24 protein-coding genes are annotated in these 20,644 nt (G+C 48.0%); 12 read left to right on the forward strand and 12 right to left on the reverse strand.

All coding sequences use genetic code 11. The features are described 5' to 3' along the window. Window positions 1-39: 39 nt before the first annotated feature. Window positions 40-870 carry a hypothetical protein gene (locus tag NC981_RS04840; RefSeq protein WP_348241751.1) on the forward strand — a complete coding sequence of 277 codons (831 nt, stop codon included), beginning with the start codon at window positions 40-42 and terminating at the stop codon, window positions 868-870. Window positions 871-940: 70 nt separating this feature from the next. On the opposite strand, the gene NC981_RS04845 is transcribed toward NC981_RS04840, so the two are convergent. After that, window positions 941-1,378, reverse strand: coding sequence for a response regulator (locus NC981_RS04845; protein WP_190375411.1), 438 nt, complete (start codon window positions 1,376-1,378; stop codon window positions 941-943). A gap of 192 nt (window positions 1,379-1,570) precedes the next feature. On the opposite strand from NC981_RS04845, the gene NC981_RS04850 reads away from it, so the two are divergent. After that, complete coding sequence (locus tag NC981_RS04850; protein ID WP_190375412.1) at window positions 1,571-1,882, forward strand: 2TM domain-containing protein; 312 nt, start codon at window positions 1,571-1,573, stop codon at window positions 1,880-1,882. 57 nt (window positions 1,883-1,939) lie between these two features. After that, entirely contained in the window at window positions 1,940-2,251 is a 312-nt protein-coding gene (locus NC981_RS04855; RefSeq protein ID WP_348241752.1) for a DUF3181 family protein, read from the forward strand. A gap of 144 nt (window positions 2,252-2,395) precedes the next feature. On the opposite strand, the gene NC981_RS04860 is transcribed toward NC981_RS04855, so the two are convergent. From NC981_RS04860 to NC981_RS04870, 3 genes are all read right to left on the reverse strand, one after another. Continuing rightward, window positions 2,396-3,094 (reverse strand): pirin family protein, encoded by a 699-nt coding sequence (locus tag NC981_RS04860; protein WP_348241753.1) that lies wholly within the window; start codon window positions 3,092-3,094, stop codon window positions 2,396-2,398. Between the two features lie 261 nt (window positions 3,095-3,355). Continuing rightward, window positions 3,356-3,541, reverse strand: coding sequence for a hypothetical protein (locus NC981_RS04865; RefSeq protein WP_190375415.1), 186 nt, complete (start codon window positions 3,539-3,541; stop codon window positions 3,356-3,358). A gap of 159 nt (window positions 3,542-3,700) precedes the next feature. Then, window positions 3,701-4,915 carry a CCA tRNA nucleotidyltransferase gene (locus tag NC981_RS04870; RefSeq protein ID WP_348241754.1) on the reverse strand — a complete coding sequence of 405 codons (1,215 nt, stop codon included), beginning with the start codon at window positions 4,913-4,915 and terminating at the stop codon, window positions 3,701-3,703. 269 nt (window positions 4,916-5,184) lie between these two features. Between NC981_RS04870 and NC981_RS04875 the strand changes: the two genes are divergently transcribed. Both NC981_RS04875 and NC981_RS04880 read left to right on the forward strand, forming a co-directional pair. Next, entirely contained in the window at window positions 5,185-5,433 is a 249-nt protein-coding gene (locus NC981_RS04875) for a Ycf34 family protein (protein WP_348241755.1), read from the forward strand. Between the two features lie 100 nt (window positions 5,434-5,533). Further along, entirely contained in the window at window positions 5,534-6,952 is a 1,419-nt protein-coding gene (locus tag NC981_RS04880) for a tetratricopeptide repeat protein (protein WP_348241756.1), read from the forward strand. A 42-nt stretch (window positions 6,953-6,994) separates the two neighbouring features. Here NC981_RS04880 and NC981_RS04885 read toward each other — a convergent pair whose 3' ends face one another. The 3 genes from NC981_RS04885 to NC981_RS04895 are packed head-to-tail and all read right to left on the reverse strand — an operon-like array spanning window position 6,995 to window position 9,516. After that, window positions 6,995-7,822 (reverse strand): ABC transporter ATP-binding protein, encoded by an 828-nt coding sequence (locus tag NC981_RS04885; RefSeq protein ID WP_348241757.1) that lies wholly within the window; start codon window positions 7,820-7,822, stop codon window positions 6,995-6,997. Continuing rightward, window positions 7,813-8,598: a cobalt ECF transporter T component CbiQ gene (gene cbiQ / locus NC981_RS04890; RefSeq protein WP_348241758.1), complete on the reverse strand. Its 786-nt coding sequence runs from the start codon at window positions 8,596-8,598 to the stop codon at window positions 7,813-7,815. Before cbiQ ends, NC981_RS04885 begins: the two co-directional genes overlap by 10 nt. A 3-nt stretch (window positions 8,599-8,601) precedes the next feature. Further along, a complete protein-coding gene (locus tag NC981_RS04895) occupies window positions 8,602-9,516 on the reverse strand; it encodes a class I SAM-dependent methyltransferase (RefSeq protein WP_348241759.1) in 915 nt (304 codons plus the stop codon). 179 nt (window positions 9,517-9,695) lie between these two features. Here NC981_RS04895 and lexA point away from each other — a divergent pair, with 179 nt between their 5' ends. Both lexA and NC981_RS04905 read left to right on the forward strand, forming a co-directional pair. Continuing rightward, on the forward strand, window positions 9,696-10,316 hold the full coding sequence (lexA, locus tag NC981_RS04900) for a transcriptional repressor LexA (RefSeq protein ID WP_190375421.1): 621 nt from the start codon (window positions 9,696-9,698) through the stop codon (window positions 10,314-10,316). Window positions 10,317-10,632: 316 nt separating this feature from the next. Further along, on the forward strand, window positions 10,633-11,931 hold the full coding sequence (locus NC981_RS04905) for an AmpG family muropeptide MFS transporter (RefSeq protein ID WP_348241760.1): 1,299 nt from the start codon (window positions 10,633-10,635) through the stop codon (window positions 11,929-11,931). On the opposite strand, the gene NC981_RS04910 is transcribed toward NC981_RS04905, so the two are convergent. After that, on the reverse strand, window positions 11,928-12,503 hold the full coding sequence (locus tag NC981_RS04910) for a Uma2 family endonuclease (protein ID WP_348241761.1): 576 nt from the start codon (window positions 12,501-12,503) through the stop codon (window positions 11,928-11,930). The genes NC981_RS04905 and NC981_RS04910 overlap by 4 nt on opposite strands. A 113-nt stretch (window positions 12,504-12,616) precedes the next feature. Between NC981_RS04910 and NC981_RS04915 the strand changes: the two genes are divergently transcribed. After that, a complete protein-coding gene (locus NC981_RS04915) occupies window positions 12,617-13,180 on the forward strand; it encodes a phycobiliprotein lyase (protein WP_348241762.1) in 564 nt (187 codons plus the stop codon). Window positions 13,181-13,221: 41 nt separating this feature from the next. On the opposite strand, the gene NC981_RS04920 is transcribed toward NC981_RS04915, so the two are convergent. Then, a complete protein-coding gene (locus NC981_RS04920; protein ID WP_348241763.1) occupies window positions 13,222-14,661 on the reverse strand; it encodes a serine/threonine-protein kinase in 1,440 nt (479 codons plus the stop codon). Between the two features lie 126 nt (window positions 14,662-14,787). Here NC981_RS04920 and NC981_RS04925 point away from each other — a divergent pair, with 126 nt between their 5' ends. Then, window positions 14,788-15,822 (forward strand): molybdopterin-dependent oxidoreductase, encoded by a 1,035-nt coding sequence (locus tag NC981_RS04925; protein WP_348241764.1) that lies wholly within the window; start codon window positions 14,788-14,790, stop codon window positions 15,820-15,822. Window positions 15,823-15,828: 6 nt separating this feature from the next. Here NC981_RS04925 and NC981_RS04930 read toward each other — a convergent pair whose 3' ends face one another. Continuing rightward, window positions 15,829-16,590, reverse strand: coding sequence for a hypothetical protein (locus NC981_RS04930; RefSeq protein WP_190375427.1), 762 nt, complete (start codon window positions 16,588-16,590; stop codon window positions 15,829-15,831). A gap of 113 nt (window positions 16,591-16,703) precedes the next feature. On the opposite strand from NC981_RS04930, the gene NC981_RS04935 reads away from it, so the two are divergent. Both NC981_RS04935 and NC981_RS04940 read left to right on the forward strand, forming a co-directional pair. Beyond that, entirely contained in the window at window positions 16,704-17,459 is a 756-nt protein-coding gene (locus NC981_RS04935; protein WP_348241765.1) for an HAD family hydrolase, read from the forward strand. 29 nt (window positions 17,460-17,488) lie between these two features. Beyond that, window positions 17,489-18,061 (forward strand): thioredoxin family protein, encoded by a 573-nt coding sequence (locus tag NC981_RS04940; RefSeq protein ID WP_348241766.1) that lies wholly within the window; start codon window positions 17,489-17,491, stop codon window positions 18,059-18,061. A 126-nt stretch (window positions 18,062-18,187) separates the two neighbouring features. Here NC981_RS04940 and NC981_RS04945 read toward each other — a convergent pair whose 3' ends face one another. Then, a complete protein-coding gene (locus NC981_RS04945) occupies window positions 18,188-18,577 on the reverse strand; it encodes a RidA family protein (protein ID WP_190375430.1) in 390 nt (129 codons plus the stop codon). Beyond that, entirely contained in the window at window positions 18,574-19,002 is a 429-nt protein-coding gene (locus NC981_RS04950) for an NUDIX hydrolase (RefSeq protein WP_348241767.1), read from the reverse strand. The genes NC981_RS04945 and NC981_RS04950 overlap by 4 nt, the downstream gene beginning before the upstream one ends. A 104-nt stretch (window positions 19,003-19,106) precedes the next feature. On the opposite strand from NC981_RS04950, the gene malQ reads away from it, so the two are divergent. Further along, complete coding sequence (gene malQ, locus NC981_RS04955) at window positions 19,107-20,618, forward strand: 4-alpha-glucanotransferase (protein ID WP_348241768.1); 1,512 nt, start codon at window positions 19,107-19,109, stop codon at window positions 20,616-20,618. The last annotated feature ends 26 nt before the right edge of the window (window positions 20,619-20,644 follow it).

The raw sequence follows: 20,644 nt of genomic DNA on the forward strand, positions 1-20,644 counted from the left end.
ATCACTCCGATCGCACCCTCTCAATCTAGGACAAATGCAATGAAAACCCTACTGCAACGATACTCAGCAGTTCTCTTAGCAGGAACAGTTTTATTTAGTGCAGCCTTACCTCAAGCTTCAATCAGCGCTAAAACTCCAGCACAGATTCAAGCAACCGCAGACAAAGAGACTGCAAATTCTTCTAATGGGCTGCCTGCTGCGGTAGCGCGACGAGTCAAGCGTGAGATCGCCAGAACCTTTAGAATCCCAGCTTCACAACTGAAGATTTCAGCCGCACAAGCCCGCACCTGGAATGGCTGTTTTGGATTGCCTGCACCCAACGCCTTTTGTACTATGATTGCGCTTCCCGGTTGGCAAGTCATCGTCACAGGACAACAACGCAGCTGGGTCTACCACACGAATCAAAATGGCTCCCAACTGCGGCTGAATCAGACCGCAAGCCTAACAAACCCGTCACCAAGGCTTCAGCTAGGCTTCACCACCCCAGAAGATGGGACAAGCAACCCTGAAGAACCGATCGTGTTCCAATCTGTCTCCGAGGGAGGCATTGCCAACATCACCACGATTACAAAGCTCAACTCCGAAGGCATTGTGACTCGGCAAACGATCGCCCCGAACATTCGATCAACTCCAGTTATCGTTAAGCGATTGACTCGTGAACAGGTGAATACCTTTCTAGAGCAAGTGCGCCAGCAGCGATTCGATCACCTGAATCGACTGCGTTATTTTTCCGATCGTGGAGCCGATTTTGACACAATCAAGCTGACTCACGGCAATACAGCGATCGAGTATGCAAACCCATTGCACAATGAGTTACCTGCTCAACTAAAAGAAGTGATTGAACTCTGGCAGAAACTTTTACAGGCTTAGCAACTCTTACCAACGGTTAGCAAAGTTGAAAGCAGTCTTCGAGCTATCCAAGAGTTATGTCATCTCTAAGTTATTGACGCATTCGCTCGATCGCAAATCGCACCGATCGCAAAAGCTGCTGAATAGTAATCTCATCTTTGCTGAGGTAGTCCTGCACACCCGCCCGGATCGATGCGATTGCCAAATCGTCGTCACGTACCCCAGTAATGACGACGATAGGAATATCCGGGACTGCTCGGCGGAATTTGACAACGGTTTCTAGACCGCACGAATCGGGAAGCCGCAGATCCAGCAAAATCACGTCAAAATTTTTTCCGGTTTGGGAGTAATATTCTTTGCAGATGGCGATCGCTTCGTCCAGCCGTTCAACCTGCGCCAGCTTCCAATCATTTCTCCCCGCTCGAAGAAACGTGCGGCGAATGAGAACTGCATCATCAGGGTTGTTTTCGACTAGCAGAATATGAATCGGAATAGCGGTTGAATTAAGAGAACCGGGAGAAGCAACCATATCCAAACTTTCCCTATTAGCTCCTTGGGCTGGCTAAATTCATAATTTAGTTAAAAGTCATGAATATCCTACCAAACTTGGGTCGAAAGGATTCGTTACAAAAGATTCCTCTCGAAAACTTCAAAAAGAGCGCTCTTGTCTAGGGTTGGAAGTGCAAAAATGAAGAAGTCTGTCTACTCATCTTGAAATCTTATGCCTCCTCGCTGGTCTCGCGTTCCCGATCGCAAAGATGCTGATTATCGTCAACTCGACGATCGTATGACCTTTGCAACCCATGTTGCTTTATTTGCTGCGACTAATTCGGGAATTTGGTTTTTCCGAACGCTTCAGCAGGCAGATTGGGATTGGTCAATTTGGGTTACAAGCGGCTGGTTTGCCGCATTGGTAGCTCATGCGATTTATGTTTTTGCGATCGCGGACTATTCTGATACACCGATTCCTGCAACTTCTAAAGCAACCGGATTTAAACCGAAAGAAAAACCATCAAAATCAACCAAGAGGTAGGAGATTTCGGCTTCCTTAACCTAGTACGGTTAAAGAATTGAACCCGATTATAAACATATGGCTACCTCTAGTACCTCAGAAACGATCGAGGCATTAGCTGCCGAGATTGGTGAATCTGTCTATATTGATGTCGCAAAATGGCATCTTTATCTCAATGATGCTCATTTACATACCCTTTTAGCGGAGCGGCTTTTCCCCCTGATTTCCGGTGGAAAGACAATTCAAGAAGATGAAGTCCTCAAGATCGTTCAAAACATCCCGGTAAAGTTAGGCGGTGGGAAGCGAGAGGTTCCGCTGCTCGATTTGCTGCCGATGCAGTGTCAGGTGAATTTGATCGATACTCTGGAGGAGTTCCAGCGCAATTTGTAGATGGGATACGACTCTGCATTCAACCTCTGCATTCGACAACGTAGAGATAGTTCGCTGAGCTGTGTTTACAAGAGATATACGACCGCCCGATGAGTAGCCAATCGAATTCGGGCGATCGTCATTTTTAGGGGATGCTGCAAACGACTAAGCCAAATCAAACACTAGGATTTCGGCATCCGCTTGTCCGATTAGCTCTAACGTCGGTTCCGCTGCGATCGCTACTGCGTCTCCATCCGTCAGCACTTCGCCGTTCACAGTCGCAGATCCCCGCGCAATTTGCACCCAAAGATGGCGATCAGGCGCGATCGGATGTGTCAATTTCTCACCGTTGCTTAAGACCGTTGCGTACAAATTTAGATCTTGATGCACGGTTACGGAACCATTCCGCTCATCGCGTGAGGCAATTAGTCGCAGTTGTCCGCGCTTTTCTTCAGGGGGATAGAACTTTTGCTCATATCCAGGGGTTAAGCCCGATCGTTCCGGTAACACCCAGATTTGCAGAAGATGAACTGGATCGGTTTTAGAAGCGTTGTATTCGCTGTGAGTTACTCCTGTTCCAGCCGTCATGCGCTGCACTTCACCCGGACGAATGACCTCGCGATTCCCCATGCTGTCCTGGTGTTCTAATGCACCTCCCAGCACATAGGTAATAATTTCCATATCTCGGTGAGAATGTGGAGCAAAGCCACCCCCTCCGGCAACGCGGTCTTCATTAATCACGCGCAGTTTGCGAAATCCCATGTGGGATGGATCGTAATAGTTCGCAAATGAGAAAGTGTGGTAGGAATCCAGCCAGCCATGATTGGCGTGTCCACGATCGTTCGATTTGCGAAGCGTCAGCATAGAGACCTCCAAGATTTATTTTACCTAAATTGTTTGGATTCAAACTGTATGAATTTAGGATAGCACGCAGTTTGTTTGAGTGCAGACAGTTGGATTAGAATCGCCTTGGAAGCTTTACCCCAAATTCCTGAATACTCGCTACAGCATCTCTTCCATCAAAAATCCCTCAACTGCCTGAGTCGAGGGATACCGTCGTGAACTTATTCATAAGCTAATGCGAACAGTTGTCGAGCGACGCTACAGACGAAGCTTCATACAAGCCTAAACATCCGCAGCGCCTTCAGCGACCCGATTCTCGCCTTGATCACCTTCAGACTCATCGCGGTTGCCATCAAATCGTCTGCCCCGATTGCCAAAACGTCCCGTATTCGTGCGCTTACGAAATTTACGTGCGTATGCTTGGTTACGCAGAGCTTTTTCTTTCTTCTGGTTGCGGCGTTTAGCCATTGTTTACCCCTTACTTTGTCACAGTCTTTGCTGAATTTAGACACAGTTGACGATTATATTCCATAACTGAGAAGTTTTGCCAGTCTTTTGCTGTAATCAAATCGTTAACGGAATCCAGACTACAGCTTAACGTGAAAGCCCGATCGCAGAAGTTAAATTTCAAATCAATAACCGCGCCAGTTCCATCGCTTCCTCACGGCTGGAAACTTTGCCCTCGGCTCGTGCAAGTTGCAGCGCCGCCAAAAGTTTTCCAATTTTTGGACTCGGTGGAATCTGGAGCGCACTGATTAGATCCTGTCCGGTTAAAATTGGGCTCGGATGTGCCACGGGATCAGCGGGATCAAGGAACCGATCGATTAGCATTGCCACGCCTTCAACCGGAAGCTGAATCGCAAACCCAAGCAGCGCGATCGCCGGAAACACCGCACCCACCCTTTGAAAAAATTGATACTGCTCCGCCAGCGACCAATCGGAGATTGCTGCTCCCGATTTCAACTGCGGCAGCGCTTTCAAAACAGTACACACCGCTTGAATTTCTGCACGACTGTATTTCAACCGCCACAATTGCGCCTCAGCCGCTTCGGGATCATCAGGCAAAAGACTCGCAAGTTTCGCGATCGTCACCCAAGTTCGGACTGATCCTTTCGCTTCGGACGCCTTAGGAGTGCCACGCACTGTCCGACTCAGTTCTGACCAAAGCTCCGTCCAGGTTTCTTGCAAATGCACAGTGACGTGATCGATCGCGGCAATCTGCGCGAGGCGATCCGGCGATGCACCCGGAAACCAGTCGTGCAACACACCATCTTTCCAAGCAGTTTTGATCCAGCTTGTGCCGCGTGCCGTTCCTAAGAGATAGTTCAGCTCAGATTGCACCCGTTCAGCCGCAATTCTGCTCAGATTCGATGCCAGCTGGCGGATTGCGGCTTGGGTTTCGGACTCTAGCGAAAATCCAAGCTGAGCTGCTTGGCGGTAAGCTCTTAGCAGGCGGAGCGGATCTTCTGACAAGTTCTCAACCGACACCATTCTGAGGCGCTTTTGCTGCAAATCCTCATATCCGTGCAGCGGATCGAGCAAATCTTTGGTGTGGGGATTGTAGGCGATCGCATTCACGGTAAAATCTCGTCGCCGTAAGTCGTCTTCTAGCGTTTCTCCCACCTGAAGCGCAAAATCCGCCGTCCCTTGTGGAAACACGACGCGGGCGATTTGGCGCTCTGCATCTAACACCACAAATCCAGCACGATAATGCCGAGCGATCGCCTGTGCCGTCTCAACGGCATCACTCGGCAGGACAAAATCGAGATCGAGATATTCAGAATGACGATCAAGCAGCGCATCTCGTACCGTACCGCCGACTAGACTCGCGGACTTAGGCAACCACTTTAGACTGAAGGGCCATGTTTCCGGAGAGAGGGCCGACGAAACCAATGCCACGTTGCGATAATGTTCTAACTGCAAATTCACGCGGAGCTAACCTAGATCGAAGTCGTACTTTAACAAAAAAACCGAGTCGGAGAAAAGCTTTCCACCGTTCGAGCGCAACATAAATCAACCTATTTGGGGTGATCAATTGAGTGTGCCTGAGCTAGAGTAGCAGAAAAGCAAGCAACCCACCCCTCTATTGTGATGCAGAGGAACTGGAAACCATGTGTATTTGCGTAAACTGCCATTATGTCGATCGCTGCACTACCTACAATGCGGTCGAAACTCAGCACGAACAGCCTCATTTGACCGAAACCCCCAATTTTGAGGCAATTGAACCGACGATCAATGTCAATATTCGCGATCGCGGGGATCACATCGAAATGGAGTGGGATGTCGTCGGTTGCCTCAGCTTCAAAGAGGAAAAAGGAAAGTGGGCGAAGCTCAGACCCGGAGAATTAATCCCAACTTAGCAAACCACATCCGTAAATTCCGATTGTACTGTGTAATTTGAAACCTGCTTCTGGGGAAGGCTAGGAAAAACCTTACTCCGCGAGAAGCAGGTTTCAAATTATGCGTTTTATTCGTCGTTCTTCGTGTCATCTCACCGCCGCAATTGCCGCGATCGGGCTTGCTGCCGTTCCTGCATTGGCTCAAGATGCCAAACCTGATGTGCCAAAGCCGACTCCGGAGGCAGCAGAGCAAATTCAGCAAGCCAAAAACTTTTTCAGCCAGGGCGAAAATCGCGTCCGCGATGCCAAATATCGTGATGCGCTAGAGTCTTACAATCAGGCAATTCGACTAAATCCGAGCTGGAGCAGTCCTTATGTGAGTCGGGGGGCAGTGCGATCGCAGCTTGGCGATCATCAAGGCGCAATTCAAGACCTCGACCAAGCCGCAGGGATGAATCCGACCGATGCGATGATCTACGCGCATCGGGGTAGTGCGCGATTTAGCTTGGGAGAAACCGATGCTGCACTCGCGGACTTAAATCAAGCCATCCAGCTCAATCCCAACTTAGCCACTGCTTACGTGAATCGCGGGTATATTCGGACTCAACTGCAAAGCTGGGATGAAGCGATCGCGGATTTTGACCAGGCGTTACGAGTTGCGCCGAAGTTTGCGCCTGCTTTGGTAAATCGGGGCTTTGTCAAGTTACGCAAGGGCGATCGTCAAGCGGCACTGACTGATCTAAACGAAGCGATTAAGTTGCAGCCGAATTCTGCTGAAGCCTTTGTTGCCCGTGGCACCATTCAGCATGAAATCGGAGACTCAGACAGCGCGATCGCAGATTTTTCTCAAGCAATCCGGCTCAAACCGATGTTAGCCGATGCCTACTACAACCGCGCTCAGGTGAATGCAAAACTCGGCTTTCTGGAAGCGGCTGAAGCGGACTTAACCAAACTCACCACGCTCAATCCAAATCAGGCGGCTTTCTTCCATCAGCGTGGCATGATTCGCGCTGCGCTCAGCAATTCCGAAGGCGCGATCGCAGACTACAACCAAGCGTTAAAGCTCGATCCAAACTTTGCTCCGGCAATGAAGAGCCGGGGAGATGTGCGGGCAGCAAGTGGCGATAAACAAGGCGCGATCGCCGATTATTCTCAGGCGGTGCAAATTCAGCCGAATTTTGCAGCAGCGCTATCTCAACGGGCAGAATTGAGAGCGAAACTGGGCGATCGCTCTGGAGCAACTCAAGATTTTAGTGCTGCTGTAGATGCCGATAGCAGCAATCCAGATGCTTACGAAAATCGCGGCGAAGCGAGAATGAAGACCGGAGATTTGCAGGGTGCGATCGCGGATTTTAGCCAAGCGATTAGCCTGGATTCGAGCCGAGCGCAAGCGTTTTATCACCGAGGTGTCTTGCTAAAGCGGATGGGGAATCGGCAGAGCGCGATCGCGGATCTGCAACGAGCAGCCGATTTATATCTACAAAAAGGCGATGCGGAAGGCTATCGAAACACACTGGCTCAAATCAAAAATAGGGTTTGAACAATCTAGAGATCCTGAATTAAGGAACTCTAATCACTTAATTCAGGATTTTCTAGAACCAAGCAATTGAGCGCGCACCGTTTCTATCACTGAATGGCTTTCTTGTTGTTCTAACGTATCTAGCAACGCAAGCAATTTCACCGTAAGCGGCACTCCAAGTTGCAGCAATTCAAGTTTTTCTGTTTCTGCAAACACAGCTTCGGGTGTTCCTTCAAGGGCTAATGTCCCTTGATCAAGTACAATCACCCAGTCCGCCCAGCGATACACCCACTCTAGATCGTGAGTTGCCATAACGATCGTGGTTCCTGCTGCGTGAATGTTTTCTAAGCTTTGAGCAAGGGCGCGAGTATGGAGCGGATCGAGATAAGCTGTTGGCTCATCCAGCAGCAGTAATTCAGGCTGCAAAACCATTACACCTGCAAGAGAAACGCGCTTTTTTTGCCCTAAACTTAGCTGGTGAATTGGGCGATTTGCGAATTCAGTTAAACCGAATTCATTGAGCACCGGAGCGATCGCGCTTTCAATTTGTGAATCTTTCCAACCTAAATTACATAAACCGTAGGAAATATCTTCAATTACGGTTGAAGCGATGACTTGCTGTTCGGGGTTTTGGAAGACTAAGCCAACTTTTTGCCGTAAGTTAATTAATGATCGTCGATCGTATTTCAGCCGTTCTCCTTGCCAATAAATTTCGCCATTCTGCGGTTGATATAGCCCATTTGCTAGTAGAAATAAGGTCGTTTTGCCGCAGCCGTTTTGACCGATTAAAGCAATTCGTTTTGCGCTCGGAATTTGCAGCGTTAAGCCTCGAATTGCAGGCTCTGTTACACCTGAATATGTATAGTCAATCTCGCGAAATTCTAAAAGCATAGGCTCAGTAAAAGCAGAAAGCAGCCGAAACCAGCTTCGATCGTATATCGTCGTGAAGGTTGATATTGCTGCGGCGACCAAACTCGAAATGTCCCATTAAAGCCTCTTGCAGCCGTTGATAAAACAAATTGCTGATAGTTTTCCATTGTCTTACGAAAAAGTTGGCTCACCAAAAGGCTCAAACTATAAAACCAGCGTTGATAGGTGCAGTATCCATTTCGTGAATGTTGAGCCATCCAAAGTTGATTTGCAGTAGACAGCAAAATAAAAATAAATCGATACATCAGTAATAATAATTCAGTTAATATTTCCGGGCATCTTGCTTGACGCATTACCTTTAATATCTCTGAAAGGGGAGTTGTTAATAATAGGAAATATAAGGACGAAACTGTTGCGATCGTGCGCGTAAAAATCAACCCTGCTTGTAACATCCCTTGCTGACTCAGATACAGGTAATGTGAACCAATTGAGAAACCCGATAACACATCTGTCTGAATTCTTGACCGTTCAGATAAAGCAACACCAGCAATCAACAATGCAGGAATACTTGTAAACCAAAACGCGATCGCGACACTCAACATTCGCCCGTAAATCTTGCTCGGAATTCCGGCATAATTCACAATCCATACGCTCATCCATAGCGCGATTGCACACTGAACGATCGGGCGAGTAATCAATGCAAAAAGTAGAACAATCCCCGCAAACAGCACCTTCTGTTGCGGGGGTAATCTCCGTAGTCGATTGCGGTAAGAAAACGTATCAATCCAAAGCTGCATCGATTAACACGCTTGAGCGATCAAAGTACGATGACGCGGGGAATTGCAAGTGAGTGACGGTTGAGCAAATCCTGCCTGTACGATCGCCCCCTCCAAATCCAACGCAAAATACTGATCCAAATACGGCTCTGTACTTTTCAGTAAGGTCAGGATATACGGCGGCATTTTTGCATAAACTTCAGAGCGCGGATTCATATCCATAATCGCAAGATGACCGCCCGGACGCAGCAATCTTCTTGCTTCTTGAAGAATTGCGATCGCCGCATCCTGGGGCAATTCATGAAACAGCAAGCAAGCCGAAACTAAATCATACGAACCCGCCGGTAAATCCGTCGATTCAGCCGCAGCATGTCGCCAATGGACATCGGGACGATTTCCGACACGGTACTCAGCCACGGCTAAAAAATGGGGCGAAAGATCCACTCCTGTCACCGTTGAACCCGGAAACGTTTCTTGCAGCGCCACGGTGCTCATTCCCACACTGCACCCGAAGTCAATAATATCTTTGGGTGCAGTTGAAATCTCAGCTTTCAAAACATCGTGATAACTCTGCCGCAATCGGCGATCGCCATCTTTGCCAGCATCTTGCCAAATTCGAGCATGAACCGCATACGCTGCAACTTCCACTTCCGTTGCAGGTTCCCACCCTAAATTCCCGGCTTCATACGCATGAAACGGACGCAAATAATATTCGGGATATTTCAACTCCGGATTATTAACTCTTTCAAATTCTTTTGACCAATCTCGCGCTTGCAAATCGGCAACAATCTTTGTCCAAGGAACTCCAATTGATTCTGCGCGTTTCATCATCATGTTTCGAGCGCGAACCCTCGCCAAATTAAACACAGGCGGAATCGATAAAATGCCGTTGACAATCCGGGAAGTCAAACTAGGCTTGGTTTCGCGAGTAGCTGTCATATCTAAATTTAGGATTTCATTAACGTTCCTAATTCTACAACTCGCGATCGCTCGACAAATGACAGAATTAAAGATACAAATGTTCTTAAAATAATAAACAAATTTACTAGACGAGTGTGCAAATTCGTGATACAAGTGTTCTAAAATACTTTAGTTCTTCGTCATCTCTGTAGGAGTTTATGGAACCCCTTACCGAAGCCCAACAACAACTTTACGACTGGCTGGTCGAATACATCCGCGACCACCAACACGCTCCATCGATTCGGCAAATGATGACCGCGATGAATCTCAAGTCTCCGGCTCCGGTTCAAAGCCGCTTAGAGCATCTCCGCAACAAGGGCTACATCGGCTGGACAGAGGGACAAGCCCGTACAATTCGCATTCTTAATCCGCTACCTCAGGGAGTTCCCATTCGGGGCGCGATCGCGGCAACGAGCTTGGTAGAAACCTTCCCAGATGTCGAAGTTGAGTACCTCGATTTGTCGAATTTGCTGCTGAAGCCGAATCATTTTGCGCTGAAAGTCCGCGGTCACAGCATGATTGATGCCCTTATTGATGACGGCGATATTGTGATTTTGCAGCCCGTCAGTGATCCGAAAACGGTCAAAAATGACACGATCGTCGCAGCACACCATCAAGGTAAGTCCACGCTGAAATATTTTGAGCGCAAAGGCAATAAAGTCATTCTCAAACCCGGCAATCCCAATCGTGAGCTGTATCCAATGACCGAGGTTCCTGCTTCGGAAGTTGAGATTCAAGGAGTTCTAGTTGGTGTTTGGCGCGGTTACGGGAAAATCTAAACTAACCAAATTCTAGAATGAACAAATAAATGGGGGACGTTGCGATTTGATGTTCCCGTTTTTTCCAATTTTGTTAGATTACGGATCAATGCGTGAATGGTAGAGACGCGATTAATTGCGTCTCTACGGCATCGGGTAAATTCAACATTTGCCATATTGATTTGTTGAACGAAGATCAATGACGGAACAATCTTAGAGGTTGTGCGATCGAAAAATTCAAATTGCGCTGTCTGTGCGATGATGGCTAACGTTCTCGATTCGGCGCTTCATCCCCGTGAATATTCAACCCTATCTCAGAGTCTTTCAGAGTCGAAAAATGGCGGCTCTGATTTTGCTCGGCTTCTCATCTGGTTTGCCGTTTTACTTAACCGGAAAAGATCCGCTTCAGGCTTGGTTAAGTAAAGAAGGAGTCGATCTGAAGGTGATTGCAGCCTTTAGCGTTGCAGCAATCCCCTATTCGCTGAAATTCTTGTGGTCGCCGTTTCTCGATCGCTTTGTGCCCCCGCTGCTTGGACGCAGACGCGGCTGGCTGATTGTGAGTCAGGTTATTTTGCTACTCGCGATCGGCTGGATGGCATTTCAAGACACAAGCCAACTTCAGCAAGTCGCGGTTAATTCGGTAGATGTCTGTCGAAATCAAGCAGTATTCAAAGGCTTTTGCGAGTTTTGGCAGACCATACGGGCGCTTTCGGTTAGCCCGTTTTTCTTAGCTGCTTTGGTGGTGGCATTTTTTAGCGCGAGTCAAGATATTGTCGCAGATGCCTATCGAACCGAGGTTTTGCAAGAATACGAACGGGGTGCAGGGGCTTCGGTGTTTTTGCTTGGCTATCGGTTGGCGATTTTAGTTGCTGGAGCGGTGACATTTTATCTAGCGGGAGTCATGCCTTGGCGGTGGGTGTATGTGATTATGGCGTTATTGATGTCAATCGGTGTGATTAGTTCACTCATTGCGCCAGAGCCGACGACGCAAATTCGACCGCCTGAGACGCTAAAAGAATCAGTAGTATTGCCATTTCAGGATTTTATTGGGCGCAACGGAGCCGGACGAGCGATCGCAATTCTTGCGTTTATTGTGGTGTATCGGCTCGGAGATTCACTGCTGCGAAACGTTGCCACACCGTTTCTACTGGATAAAGGCTTAAAGTTTAGCCCGGAAGATTTAGCCACGCCGAGAGCATTGAGTATTGTTGCGGTGATTGTGGGGACGCTAGCAGGTGGGGCAATTATGACGCGGATGGGAGTGAATCGATCGCTCTGGTTTTTTGCGGTGCTGCAAGCGAGTGGAAATTTGCTTTATGTTCTGCTTGCCGAAGTTGGAAAAAATTTCCCCTTGATGATTCTGGCAATTAACTTAGAAAACTTTTGTGCAGGATTAGAATCGGCAGCGTTTGTGGCGTTTTTGATGAGCTTATGTAATCCTGGACTCTCTGCAACGCAGTACGCCTTGTTATCGAGCTTAGCTGCATTTAGTCGCGATATTTTGGTTGCACCTTCGGGACAGTGGGCACAGTCAATGGGCTGGACAGCATTCTTTCTGCTAACTGCAATTCTGGCATTACCCGGATTGTTGCTGCTGCCTCTCTTCGCACCGTGGAAGGAGAAAAAAGCAAATTAGCTTTCGAGGTCAAAAGTAACGCCTTCATAAAGGTCTGCGATCGTCAGTTCAATCCCCAACGATCGCAGCACAGTTGATTCTGCATCGGCTCCATACTCGCGTAACAACCAGCCCTCAGCAGTCTTTGTATAGTGTTCGACTTCAATCTGATACTGATTGATCAACACGTACTCTTGAAACTGAGGAATTGATCGATACATCTTGAATTTAGCTGAACGATCGTACTCTTCTGTTGATTTCGATAACACTTCTATAATCAAGGTGGGATTTGTCACGGTATCTTTACGATCGTCGAGAAAGATTGGCGCTCCTTCTATCACCATCACATCTGGATAGGTATACAGTTGATAGTCAGGAATCCAGAGCCGTAGATCGCCCCCGAAAACTTTAGCGTTCTTTCCGCGTAGCTGAGATTTAAGCAAGGCGCACCAGTTAATAAAGATTGTGTTGTGGTTGGCTGTTCCTCCGGTCATCGGGATCATTTCTCCATTGCGGTACTCACTGCGAAACTCGGCTTTGCGCTCAAGCTCTAGATATTCTTCGGGGGACACTCGCTTGACTTGCGTTTGCATGGGACGCTCCTGTTTAGCGATCGGATCTTCAACTTAACATCCTGTTCGATTTTTCACGCGGCTGAACCTTTTAGAATAGGAAAGTGAATAAAAACCAGCCATAGGATCGATTCATGGACATTGTTGAGTTTTTTGAACAAAGCGCGGGAAAATGGTCGTCAATGCGAACCAGCCACCATCTCGCGTTTAAGCAGCAGGAGGGTGGAAAATCCACGATCGAGATCGAACTTTTAGATAAAGCTGACCCGGCAGTCCTAGCGCTTTGCCAGATGTATGAAGTTGATCCAGCGACGGCATTATGCGGAGCGCGTGTGACTTGGGACGGCACGATGGAATGGGACGAAGAAAAGCACGCTGGATCGACCGTTCTTGTGCCGATCGCCGATCCAGAAAACCCGATGCAGGGCAAACTTCTTAGAGAAATGGGATATGCAGAGAAGGCTCCGGTTGCAGGACGCTATGAAATGGCTGAAAACAACGAATTAACGCTAATTACGGAATATGACACGATGTATTCCAAAGAGCGGCTGTGGTTTGAAAGCCCGAATGTACGGTTACGTCACAGCATTTTGAAGCGGTTTGGCGGGTTTAGTATGGCATCGTTCTGTTCTGAGGTGAGAATGGGCGGTGTGAAGCCTGATCCACAGACGGCAGATGCCGCAGCCGCAAACAGCTAATGAAATCGCCCTCGAAATCTAGAGTTTCGGGGGCTTGTTTATTAATACTCTGCAACTTTGTTGAGAGATTTACGACCTGATTTCTGATTTAAGAGATTCTGAGCAATTCGATGCCATTCGCTCCGAAGTCTTTGATCGGCTTGACCTTGATTTAACGGTTTGCCGCGTCGATCGGGATACTTGCGATAGAATTCCTCGTTCACTTGAACAATAAACTCACTGTAATCAATGCCAAGCTTTTGACATTCTGCTGCATAGTCGATCGCCTGCACTGTTGTCGGTTTCGGCATGACTTGATCAAGCCGGGGAACTGATTTTGCGACATAGGGAAACACTTGCGGCACAAGCCAAATCAGGCTAAACAGCGCGAGAATCCAAAACAACAGCTTCAAAATAAACTTGAAGATGCCAAATACCGTAAAGCGAACAATGCCAAACATCAGGCGGAACACTGCCTTAAGCGTTCTGTAGGTAAATTTGATTAGAGCTAACGGTAAATCAAAAGCAGCCTCAAACCAAGGGCGAGGATAATTTCCAGTTGTGGCGATCGTTGATCGGCGCGGATGTCTTCCTGCAAGTGCAACCGTTCCTTGATGCGTCGATCGAGTCGGTTGCGGCAGCACAGCAGGAATTAGGACACCTGGAGAAACCATCGACAGCGCATCCAAGACTTCACGAGCGGAATGATAACGATCGCTCGGTCGATTGCTCAACATGCGATCGATCACTTGAGCGAACAGCGCAGAAGGATTTGCATACTGTTTCCATTGACAAGTGAGATCACGTGGATCAAACAGGGATTGAGCATCTCGTCCGGTGAGCAGAACCACGATCGTCACCGCTAATGCATAAAGATCGCTGCTCGGTTCGGCGCTGCCTTTATGAAGCTGTTCGATCGGTGCATATCCCGGCTTTCCGACCAGCGTTTGAGCCGAATGAACGGCTTGAGTTGCCGCCGCTTTCACTACACCAAAATCAATTAAGACAGGCTTTTGATCCCACTGTCTCAAAATAATGTTATCGGGTGAAATATCTCGATGCACAATGCCTGCTTGATGAATGTAGTCCAAAACCGGCAAAAGCTGTTGCAGCAGTTGAACTGCTTCTAATTCGCTAAAAGTGAGATGTTGATTGCGGCGATCGTTGAGCAGTTCTTCGTAAGTCTTTCCTTCCACATAGTCTTGCACTAAGAACAATAGCTCTCGACTCTGCGTTTTCACCTGAAACAACTCGCGAAACTGCGGAATCTGCGGGTGATGAAGTTGATGCAGGACTTTAGCTTCGCGGGTGAATAGTTCTTCTGCTTTTTGAGCGTACTTTGAGCCTTGCGATCGTGGCTCGAATTCTTTGAGAACGCAGATTTCGTTAAACCGATTCGTGTCTTGTGCGAGATAAGTCCGCCCAAAACCGCCTTGCCCCAAGACTCGAAGAATCCGGTAGCGATTTTGAACGATCGTGCCATCAGAAAGCGGTAAGCTCATAGCTCGGTAAAGAAATGATGCTAATCAACTGTATCACTGGATTTCTACTTGAGCAGATTTATGCAGACGCTTTTTCGGGCGGTCAGCAGAGACTAGAATAATCTCACTGTCGATCGCTAAAATTCCGTGAACCGTCGAGAACTTTTAAGGCTGTTGGGACAAACATCAGGTGGCTTGATTGCAGCCAGCGTTTTGGGCGGCTGTCAGGCTAAGGCAATGGATCTGTTGTTTTCGATCGATCCCACTGCACCGCTCCCCGATCATTTGATTACACCGATTGATGAGTTCTATGTGCAGTCTTATGCGCTGGCTTCTCAGGTGAATGCAGAGAAATGGCAACTCAAAATTACAGGAGAAGTCAATCAGCCGATTACACTCACCCTACAAGACATTCTGAATGCACCGCAGGAAGAGTTTTACCTGACGATGGAATGTATCGGAAATCCGGCAGGTGGGAATTTGATCGGAAATGCACGGTGGACAGGCACACCGCTTTTACCCTTTCTCAAACGGGCAGGTGTGAAATCGAGCGCGATCGAGATTGCGATGAAGGGCGCAGATTGGTACGAAACGACGCTGCCTGTGGCGGAAGTGATGCGTCCAGAAGTGCGATTGGTACATCGGATGAATGGTGAGCCGTTGACGGCGGCACATGGCTATCCAGTGAGAATTCTGATTCCGGGACATTTTGGGCAGAAGCAACCGAAATGGATTGTCGGGATTGAGGCGATCGCGAAAACCAAAACCGGATTTTGGGAGAACCAAGGCTGGTCAAATACGGCTGAGATACCAACGCATTCATTGATGCGTCAGGTGCAAGATTCGAGAGTGTGGAATAAGCGCCATCAAGTAACATTGAGCCGCGATAACTGGGAGAAGGGCGTAATGCTTGCGGGGGTTGCGCTGGATCGATCGACTCCAATCCGATCAATTCAAATCAGTACGGACAATGGTTCAACCTGGCAAACTGCGGAACAAAATCGTCCAGAATCACCGCATGAATGGACGCTGTGGCGCTATTTGTGGAAGCCGGATCAAGCTGGAAAGTATAACTTGTTAGCAAAAGCAACATCGGAGCGACAACAGCAACCGATCGAGGACTCCAACGGCAAAGACGGCAGTTCTGGGATTTTGCGGATTCAAACTACACTAGAAGCTTAGACGACATCACGAGTTATTCGCCATGCGAGTCGTTCTAAACGTCACGTTTGAGCCTTCTTGCGTTTGCTCTAGCACCAGCAATGGCGTTGGTTTAGCGTTTTGATCCCAGCGCATATTGGCAATTCTGCCTTGTACCGCAGGTTGCCACGTATCATTCTCGTGGGTTGGGCTGAGGAAGGTTTCAAAGCAATCAATAATCTGATTAATGGTGACTGAAGTAGGCTGAGTTGGAAGCTTCAGAATCTTGATTTGAATGCGGAACAAAACTCTAGTCGATTGTGCCGTCTCACCTGTTTTGTATAGCACGTCAAAGATTTCATCGACTTGGCGACCTGTGCTGGCAATGCCAATTTCGCCTTGATTGGCTTGGGTCGGACGCAGGGCGACCGTGATTTTATCTTTAACGCGGATCTTAATTTGATTGACGATCGCAAAGTGAAACACTTCTTCCGCCATTCGCATCCGGAGATAATCGAGGTTAAATTCGCGCGAGTGAATCAGATCGGGGTTGCGCTCCATTTTGCCGATCGTTTCTACCGCATATTTCAATTTTTTCTGATACTCGCGATTTTTGAGCATCTCAAACTTCACTTGTTTTTTCAGCTTACTAGCTTGGATTGTGGAGAGAATTCCTAACACAACAAGCATCAAAAACAGCGCCCCCGAAGTCGTCATCCAAATGTTTGCCCCAGTTTGAACTTGTGGCTTAGGTGCGGGCTGAGTTTTGACAGCAGCTTGAGCAAGCAGGGGATAAGCGTGAGGTGACATAGGACTTTTTCAGGGCGAGAATCGTCGGTTTCAGAGTGCCCAGAAACCAGAGTAAATATTTCAGTGTTTCTACAACATGAAAGAATTAAGGAGTCAATGCGAGGCAGCTAACGATGATTCCGCTCAGTAGCGCTCCCGATTTGCAGTCAATTCAACTCATTGCAACTGATATGGATGGAACGTTAACCATCAATCAAAAATTTACGCCTCAACTGTTACAAGTCTTCGATCGGCTGAATCAAGCCGGAGTTGCGGTGCTGATTGTAACTGGACGATCAGCGGGTTGGGTGAATGGTTTAGTCCATTACTTACCGATCGTAGGGGCGATCGCCGAAAACGGCGGATTGTTTTATCAAGGTGAAACACAAGAATTATTAGTGCCGATCGCGGACTTGAAAGTGCATCGCCAGAAGTTAGCAGAAATGTTTTTAGAACTACGATCGCAGTTTCCACAGATTCAAGAATCCAGTGATAATGCGTTTCGTCTTACCGATTGGACATTTGATGTTGCTGGGTTAGCAGTTTCAGACCTTAATCAATTAAGCTTGCTCTGTCAAAAACGTGGTTTTGGCTTCACTTATAGCAATGTTCAATGTCACATTAAACGACTGCAACAAGACAAAGCACAGGGACTATTAAAGGTTTTAAGCGATCGATTTCCTCAGTACAACCTGAAGCAAGTTGCAACTGTTGGCGATAGTCCAAATGATGAAAGTTTATTTGATGCGGCTCAATTTCCTATGTCGATCGGAGTTGCCAACATTCAGCGCTATCAAACGCAACTAAAGCACTTACCAACCTACATCACCGCGCAGCCGGAAGGAATGGGATTTTGTGAATTCGCCGACGCAGTAATCTCGGTACACTAAAAGAAGCAAGATAGGAACTCACAAACGCTATGGAATCTTCAACCCCGATCGCGGCTCGTGTCCGCAATTTTCTGATTGTGATTAGCGCGATCGTGCTTACTGTTGCGATGGTGCTTGGACTCCGCACTCAAACGACAGGCGTTTCGCTGAATGAAATGTCTGCTGCTTCTACACCACTAGAAGTTGCCTTAACCAACGGCAAACCGACACTGATGGAGTTTTATGCCAATTGGTGTACAAGCTGTCAGGCAATGGCTCCAGAGCTAAAATCACTCAAAGATAGCTATGGCGATCGAGTGAATTTCGTCATGCTGAATGTGGATAACGACAAGTGGCTGCCCGAAATTCTGCATTATCGCGTCGATGGCATTCCGCACTTCGTTTATATGAATCAAACAGGGAATGCGATCGCTCAAGCGATTGGTGAGCAACCGCGATCGATCGTAGAAGAGAATTTGATTGCGTTATCGATGGGCACAGAACTTCCCCACGCCCAAAGCATCGGACAAACTTCGGCGTTTTCCTCACCTGCCAGCACCGAATCAAGCGCCAAACCAAGCGATCCACGCGGACACGGCGCTCAAGTCGTCGAGAAGTCTTAACACCATTTGACCGAATAGTATGCCGGATTAGTCGAATCAAGCGCGATCGTTTGCTCGTTGAGAAAGCAGCGATCGCGTTTTCTAACTGTAGAGCTATTCCGTGAGAACGTCCCTACCGACAAGCCGTTAATTATTTACGCTTGCAATACAGTCAATTTCAACCAACAAATCTTTGGGCAATCGTGCGACTTCCACACAAATTCGAGCAGGCGCACTTTCTTCCTCAAAATACTTGGCATACACCGCATTCATGGCTGCAAAATCATTGATATCTTTCAGAAACACCGTCGTCTTTACGACGTTTGCCATCGACGAACCCGCCGCCTCTAGAATTGCCTTCATGCTGGTTAAGGCTCGATCGGTTTGCGCCACAATATCACCCGCACCGACAATCTCACCCGTTCTAGGATCAAGCGAGATTTGCCCCGCGACAAAGACTAATCCTTGAGCGACGATCGCTTGATTGTAGGGGCCAACCGGAGCCGGAGCCGCATCAGTCCGAATTACTTTCTTCATAACCTTGGACGCATTCCATAATTTCTGTACTGTAAATAATCGTGCAAAATGCGATCGTGATCAAAGCATAAATTTGGTGGGATCTCCCAAATGTTGATCACGCGCACGGTTTTCGCATCGTCTCCCGCTCTGGGATCGCCTTTAGCAGTCGCAATATAAGCAACGCTCATCGTGTGCTGGCGCTCGTCGCGATCGGGAGCAGAATACACACCCAGCAGATCCACCAATTCGATTTCGAGTCCGGTTTCCTCGATCGCTTCGTTGTGTGCAGTCGTTTCAGCAGAATTGCCGTAATCAATAAATCCACCGGGAATTGCCCAACCGTGGGGAGGATTGAGGCGTTCGATTAAGACGATCGGACGATGAGGACGATCGATTAATTCGATAATGATGTCCACGGTGGGAGCGGGATTGCGATGAGCCATAGAAAGTTTACGTTTTCCGAATAAATCTTGATTCTTCTTTCGGCAGAGATTGCGCTTTTCGCTCTATGTTACAGTTCTGGGAGCCTTTTCCTCGCGTTGATTTTATGTCTTTGAAACGATCGAGCGGCGTTTTGCTGCATCCTACCTGTTTCCCTGGTCGATTTGGTATTGGTGAGTTGGGAGCTGAAGCTCATCGCTTTATTGAATTCTTGGTGCAGAGCGGTCAGCAGTATTGGCAAGTGTTGCCCCTTGGGCCAACAGGCTATGGAAATTCACCGTATGCGTCGTATTCATCAATGGCAGGGAATCCGTTGTTGATTAGTCTAGAAGCGCTGCGCGATCAGGGATTATTAGAAGAATCAGACTTTGCCAATCTGCCGGAGTTCTGGCTGAATGGAACGGATTACGATCGCGTTTATGCGACGAAAGCTCCGTTGTGGCGCAAAGCTTGTGAAGCCTTCAAGCATCGTGAATCTGAGCAACGAGAGTTTGCTGAGTTCTGTACTCGCAAAGCCTACTGGCTCGAAGATTATGCGCTGTTTATGGCGCTGAAAGAAGAAAGCGGTGGGAAAAGCTGGTACGAGTGGGAACCGGAACTGATGCGGTTTAAGCCGGAAGCGATCGGACACGCTCAAGAACGCTTACAAGACGAGATTTTCTACCAAAAATACCTCCAGTTCGAGTTTTTCCGGCAGTGGGTTAAGCTCAAACAACATGCAAATGAAAATGGGATTCAGATCATTGGAGATATTCCCATCTATGTCGCGCACGATAGTGCGGATGTGTGGGCAAACTCACAAAACTTCAGGCTTGATCCTGAAACGGGTCATCCCGAACTGATGGCGGGCGTTCCACCGGACTACTTTAGTGCAACTGGACAGCTTTGGGGCAATCCCATCTATGATTGGGAGTACCTTGAAAAGACTGACTTCAAGTGGTGGGTGCAGCGCTTTGAAGCTATGTTAGATTTAGTCGATTGGATTCGGATTGATCATTTCCGCGGTTTTCAAGCTTACTGGGCAGTGCCGCAGGGTGAAGAAACGGCAATAAATGGAAACTGGGTCGAAGCACCAGGAGAGTTGTTTTTTCAGATGCTCGATCGCAAGTTAGGTAAGCTGCCAATCTTAGCTGAAGACCTGGGTGTAATCACTCCCGAAGTAGAACAACTGAGAGACAAGTTTGAGTTTCCAGGCATGAAGATCATTCACTTTGCCTTTGGATCTGCTCCGGATAATCCCTATCTCCCGTTTAACTATCCACACAACTGTCTTGTTTATACCGGAACACACGATAACGATACAACGATCGGCTGGTATGAGCAGCTTTCAGACTATGAGCGCGATAACTTATTGAACTATCTTGGCTGCATTAGTCATCAAGGCATTCACTGGGATTTGATTCGCGTGGCAATGAGTTCAGTTGCCGTACTCTCTATCATTCCGCTGCAAGACCTGATGGGCTTAGGAACCGATGCCCGGATGAATGCACCAGGGCAAGCAGAAGGCAATTGGGGCTGGCGGTATCGATCGGAGATGCTGAGCGATGAGATTCGCGATCGATTTGCAAGCTTGACGCATCTATTCGGACGCGCTCCGCAAAGCCAGCATTCAAATTAACGCAGAACTATGCCTGAAACCGCGAC

It is taken from the genome of Leptolyngbya sp. DQ-M1 (assembly GCF_039962505.1).
In the GTDB taxonomy this organism is placed as follows: domain Bacteria; phylum Cyanobacteriota; class Cyanobacteriia; order Leptolyngbyales; family Leptolyngbyaceae; genus Leptolyngbya.

Bases quoted from the DNA above. Each gene is read 5' to 3' on its own strand.
- NC981_RS04840 (WP_348241751.1), top strand. From the start codon at position 40: ATGAAAACCCTACTGCAACGATACTCAGCAGTTCTCTTAGCAGGAACA.
- NC981_RS04845 (WP_190375411.1), bottom strand. From the start codon at position 1,378: ATGGTTGCTTCTCCCGGTTCTCTTAATTCAACCGCTATTCCGATTCAT.
- NC981_RS04850 (WP_190375412.1), top strand. From the start codon at position 1,571: ATGCCTCCTCGCTGGTCTCGCGTTCCCGATCGCAAAGATGCTGATTAT.
- NC981_RS04855 (WP_348241752.1), top strand. From the start codon at position 1,940: ATGGCTACCTCTAGTACCTCAGAAACGATCGAGGCATTAGCTGCCGAG.
- NC981_RS04860 (WP_348241753.1), bottom strand. From the start codon at position 3,094: ATGCTGACGCTTCGCAAATCGAACGATCGTGGACACGCCAATCATGGC.
- NC981_RS04865 (WP_190375415.1), bottom strand. From the start codon at position 3,541: ATGGCTAAACGCCGCAACCAGAAGAAAGAAAAAGCTCTGCGTAACCAA.
- NC981_RS04875 (WP_348241755.1), top strand. From the start codon at position 5,185: ATGTGTATTTGCGTAAACTGCCATTATGTCGATCGCTGCACTACCTAC.
- NC981_RS04880 (WP_348241756.1), top strand. From the start codon at position 5,534: ATGCGTTTTATTCGTCGTTCTTCGTGTCATCTCACCGCCGCAATTGCC.
- NC981_RS04885 (WP_348241757.1), bottom strand. From the start codon at position 7,822: ATGCTTTTAGAATTTCGCGAGATTGACTATACATATTCAGGTGTAACA.
- cbiQ (WP_348241758.1), bottom strand. From the start codon at position 8,598: ATGCAGCTTTGGATTGATACGTTTTCTTACCGCAATCGACTACGGAGA.
- NC981_RS04895 (WP_348241759.1), bottom strand. From the start codon at position 9,516: ATGACAGCTACTCGCGAAACCAAGCCTAGTTTGACTTCCCGGATTGTC.
- lexA (WP_190375421.1), top strand. From the start codon at position 9,696: ATGGAACCCCTTACCGAAGCCCAACAACAACTTTACGACTGGCTGGTC.
- NC981_RS04905 (WP_348241760.1), top strand. From the start codon at position 10,633: ATGGCGGCTCTGATTTTGCTCGGCTTCTCATCTGGTTTGCCGTTTTAC.
- NC981_RS04910 (WP_348241761.1), bottom strand. From the start codon at position 12,503: ATGCAAACGCAAGTCAAGCGAGTGTCCCCCGAAGAATATCTAGAGCTT.
- NC981_RS04915 (WP_348241762.1), top strand. From the start codon at position 12,617: ATGGACATTGTTGAGTTTTTTGAACAAAGCGCGGGAAAATGGTCGTCA.
- NC981_RS04920 (WP_348241763.1), bottom strand. From the start codon at position 14,661: ATGAGCTTACCGCTTTCTGATGGCACGATCGTTCAAAATCGCTACCGG.
- NC981_RS04930 (WP_190375427.1), bottom strand. From the start codon at position 16,590: ATGTCACCTCACGCTTATCCCCTGCTTGCTCAAGCTGCTGTCAAAACT.
- NC981_RS04935 (WP_348241765.1), top strand. From the start codon at position 16,704: ATGATTCCGCTCAGTAGCGCTCCCGATTTGCAGTCAATTCAACTCATT.
- NC981_RS04940 (WP_348241766.1), top strand. From the start codon at position 17,489: ATGGAATCTTCAACCCCGATCGCGGCTCGTGTCCGCAATTTTCTGATT.
- NC981_RS04945 (WP_190375430.1), bottom strand. From the start codon at position 18,577: ATGAAGAAAGTAATTCGGACTGATGCGGCTCCGGCTCCGGTTGGCCCC.
- NC981_RS04950 (WP_348241767.1), bottom strand. From the start codon at position 19,002: ATGGCTCATCGCAATCCCGCTCCCACCGTGGACATCATTATCGAATTA.
- malQ (WP_348241768.1), top strand. From the start codon at position 19,107: ATGTCTTTGAAACGATCGAGCGGCGTTTTGCTGCATCCTACCTGTTTC.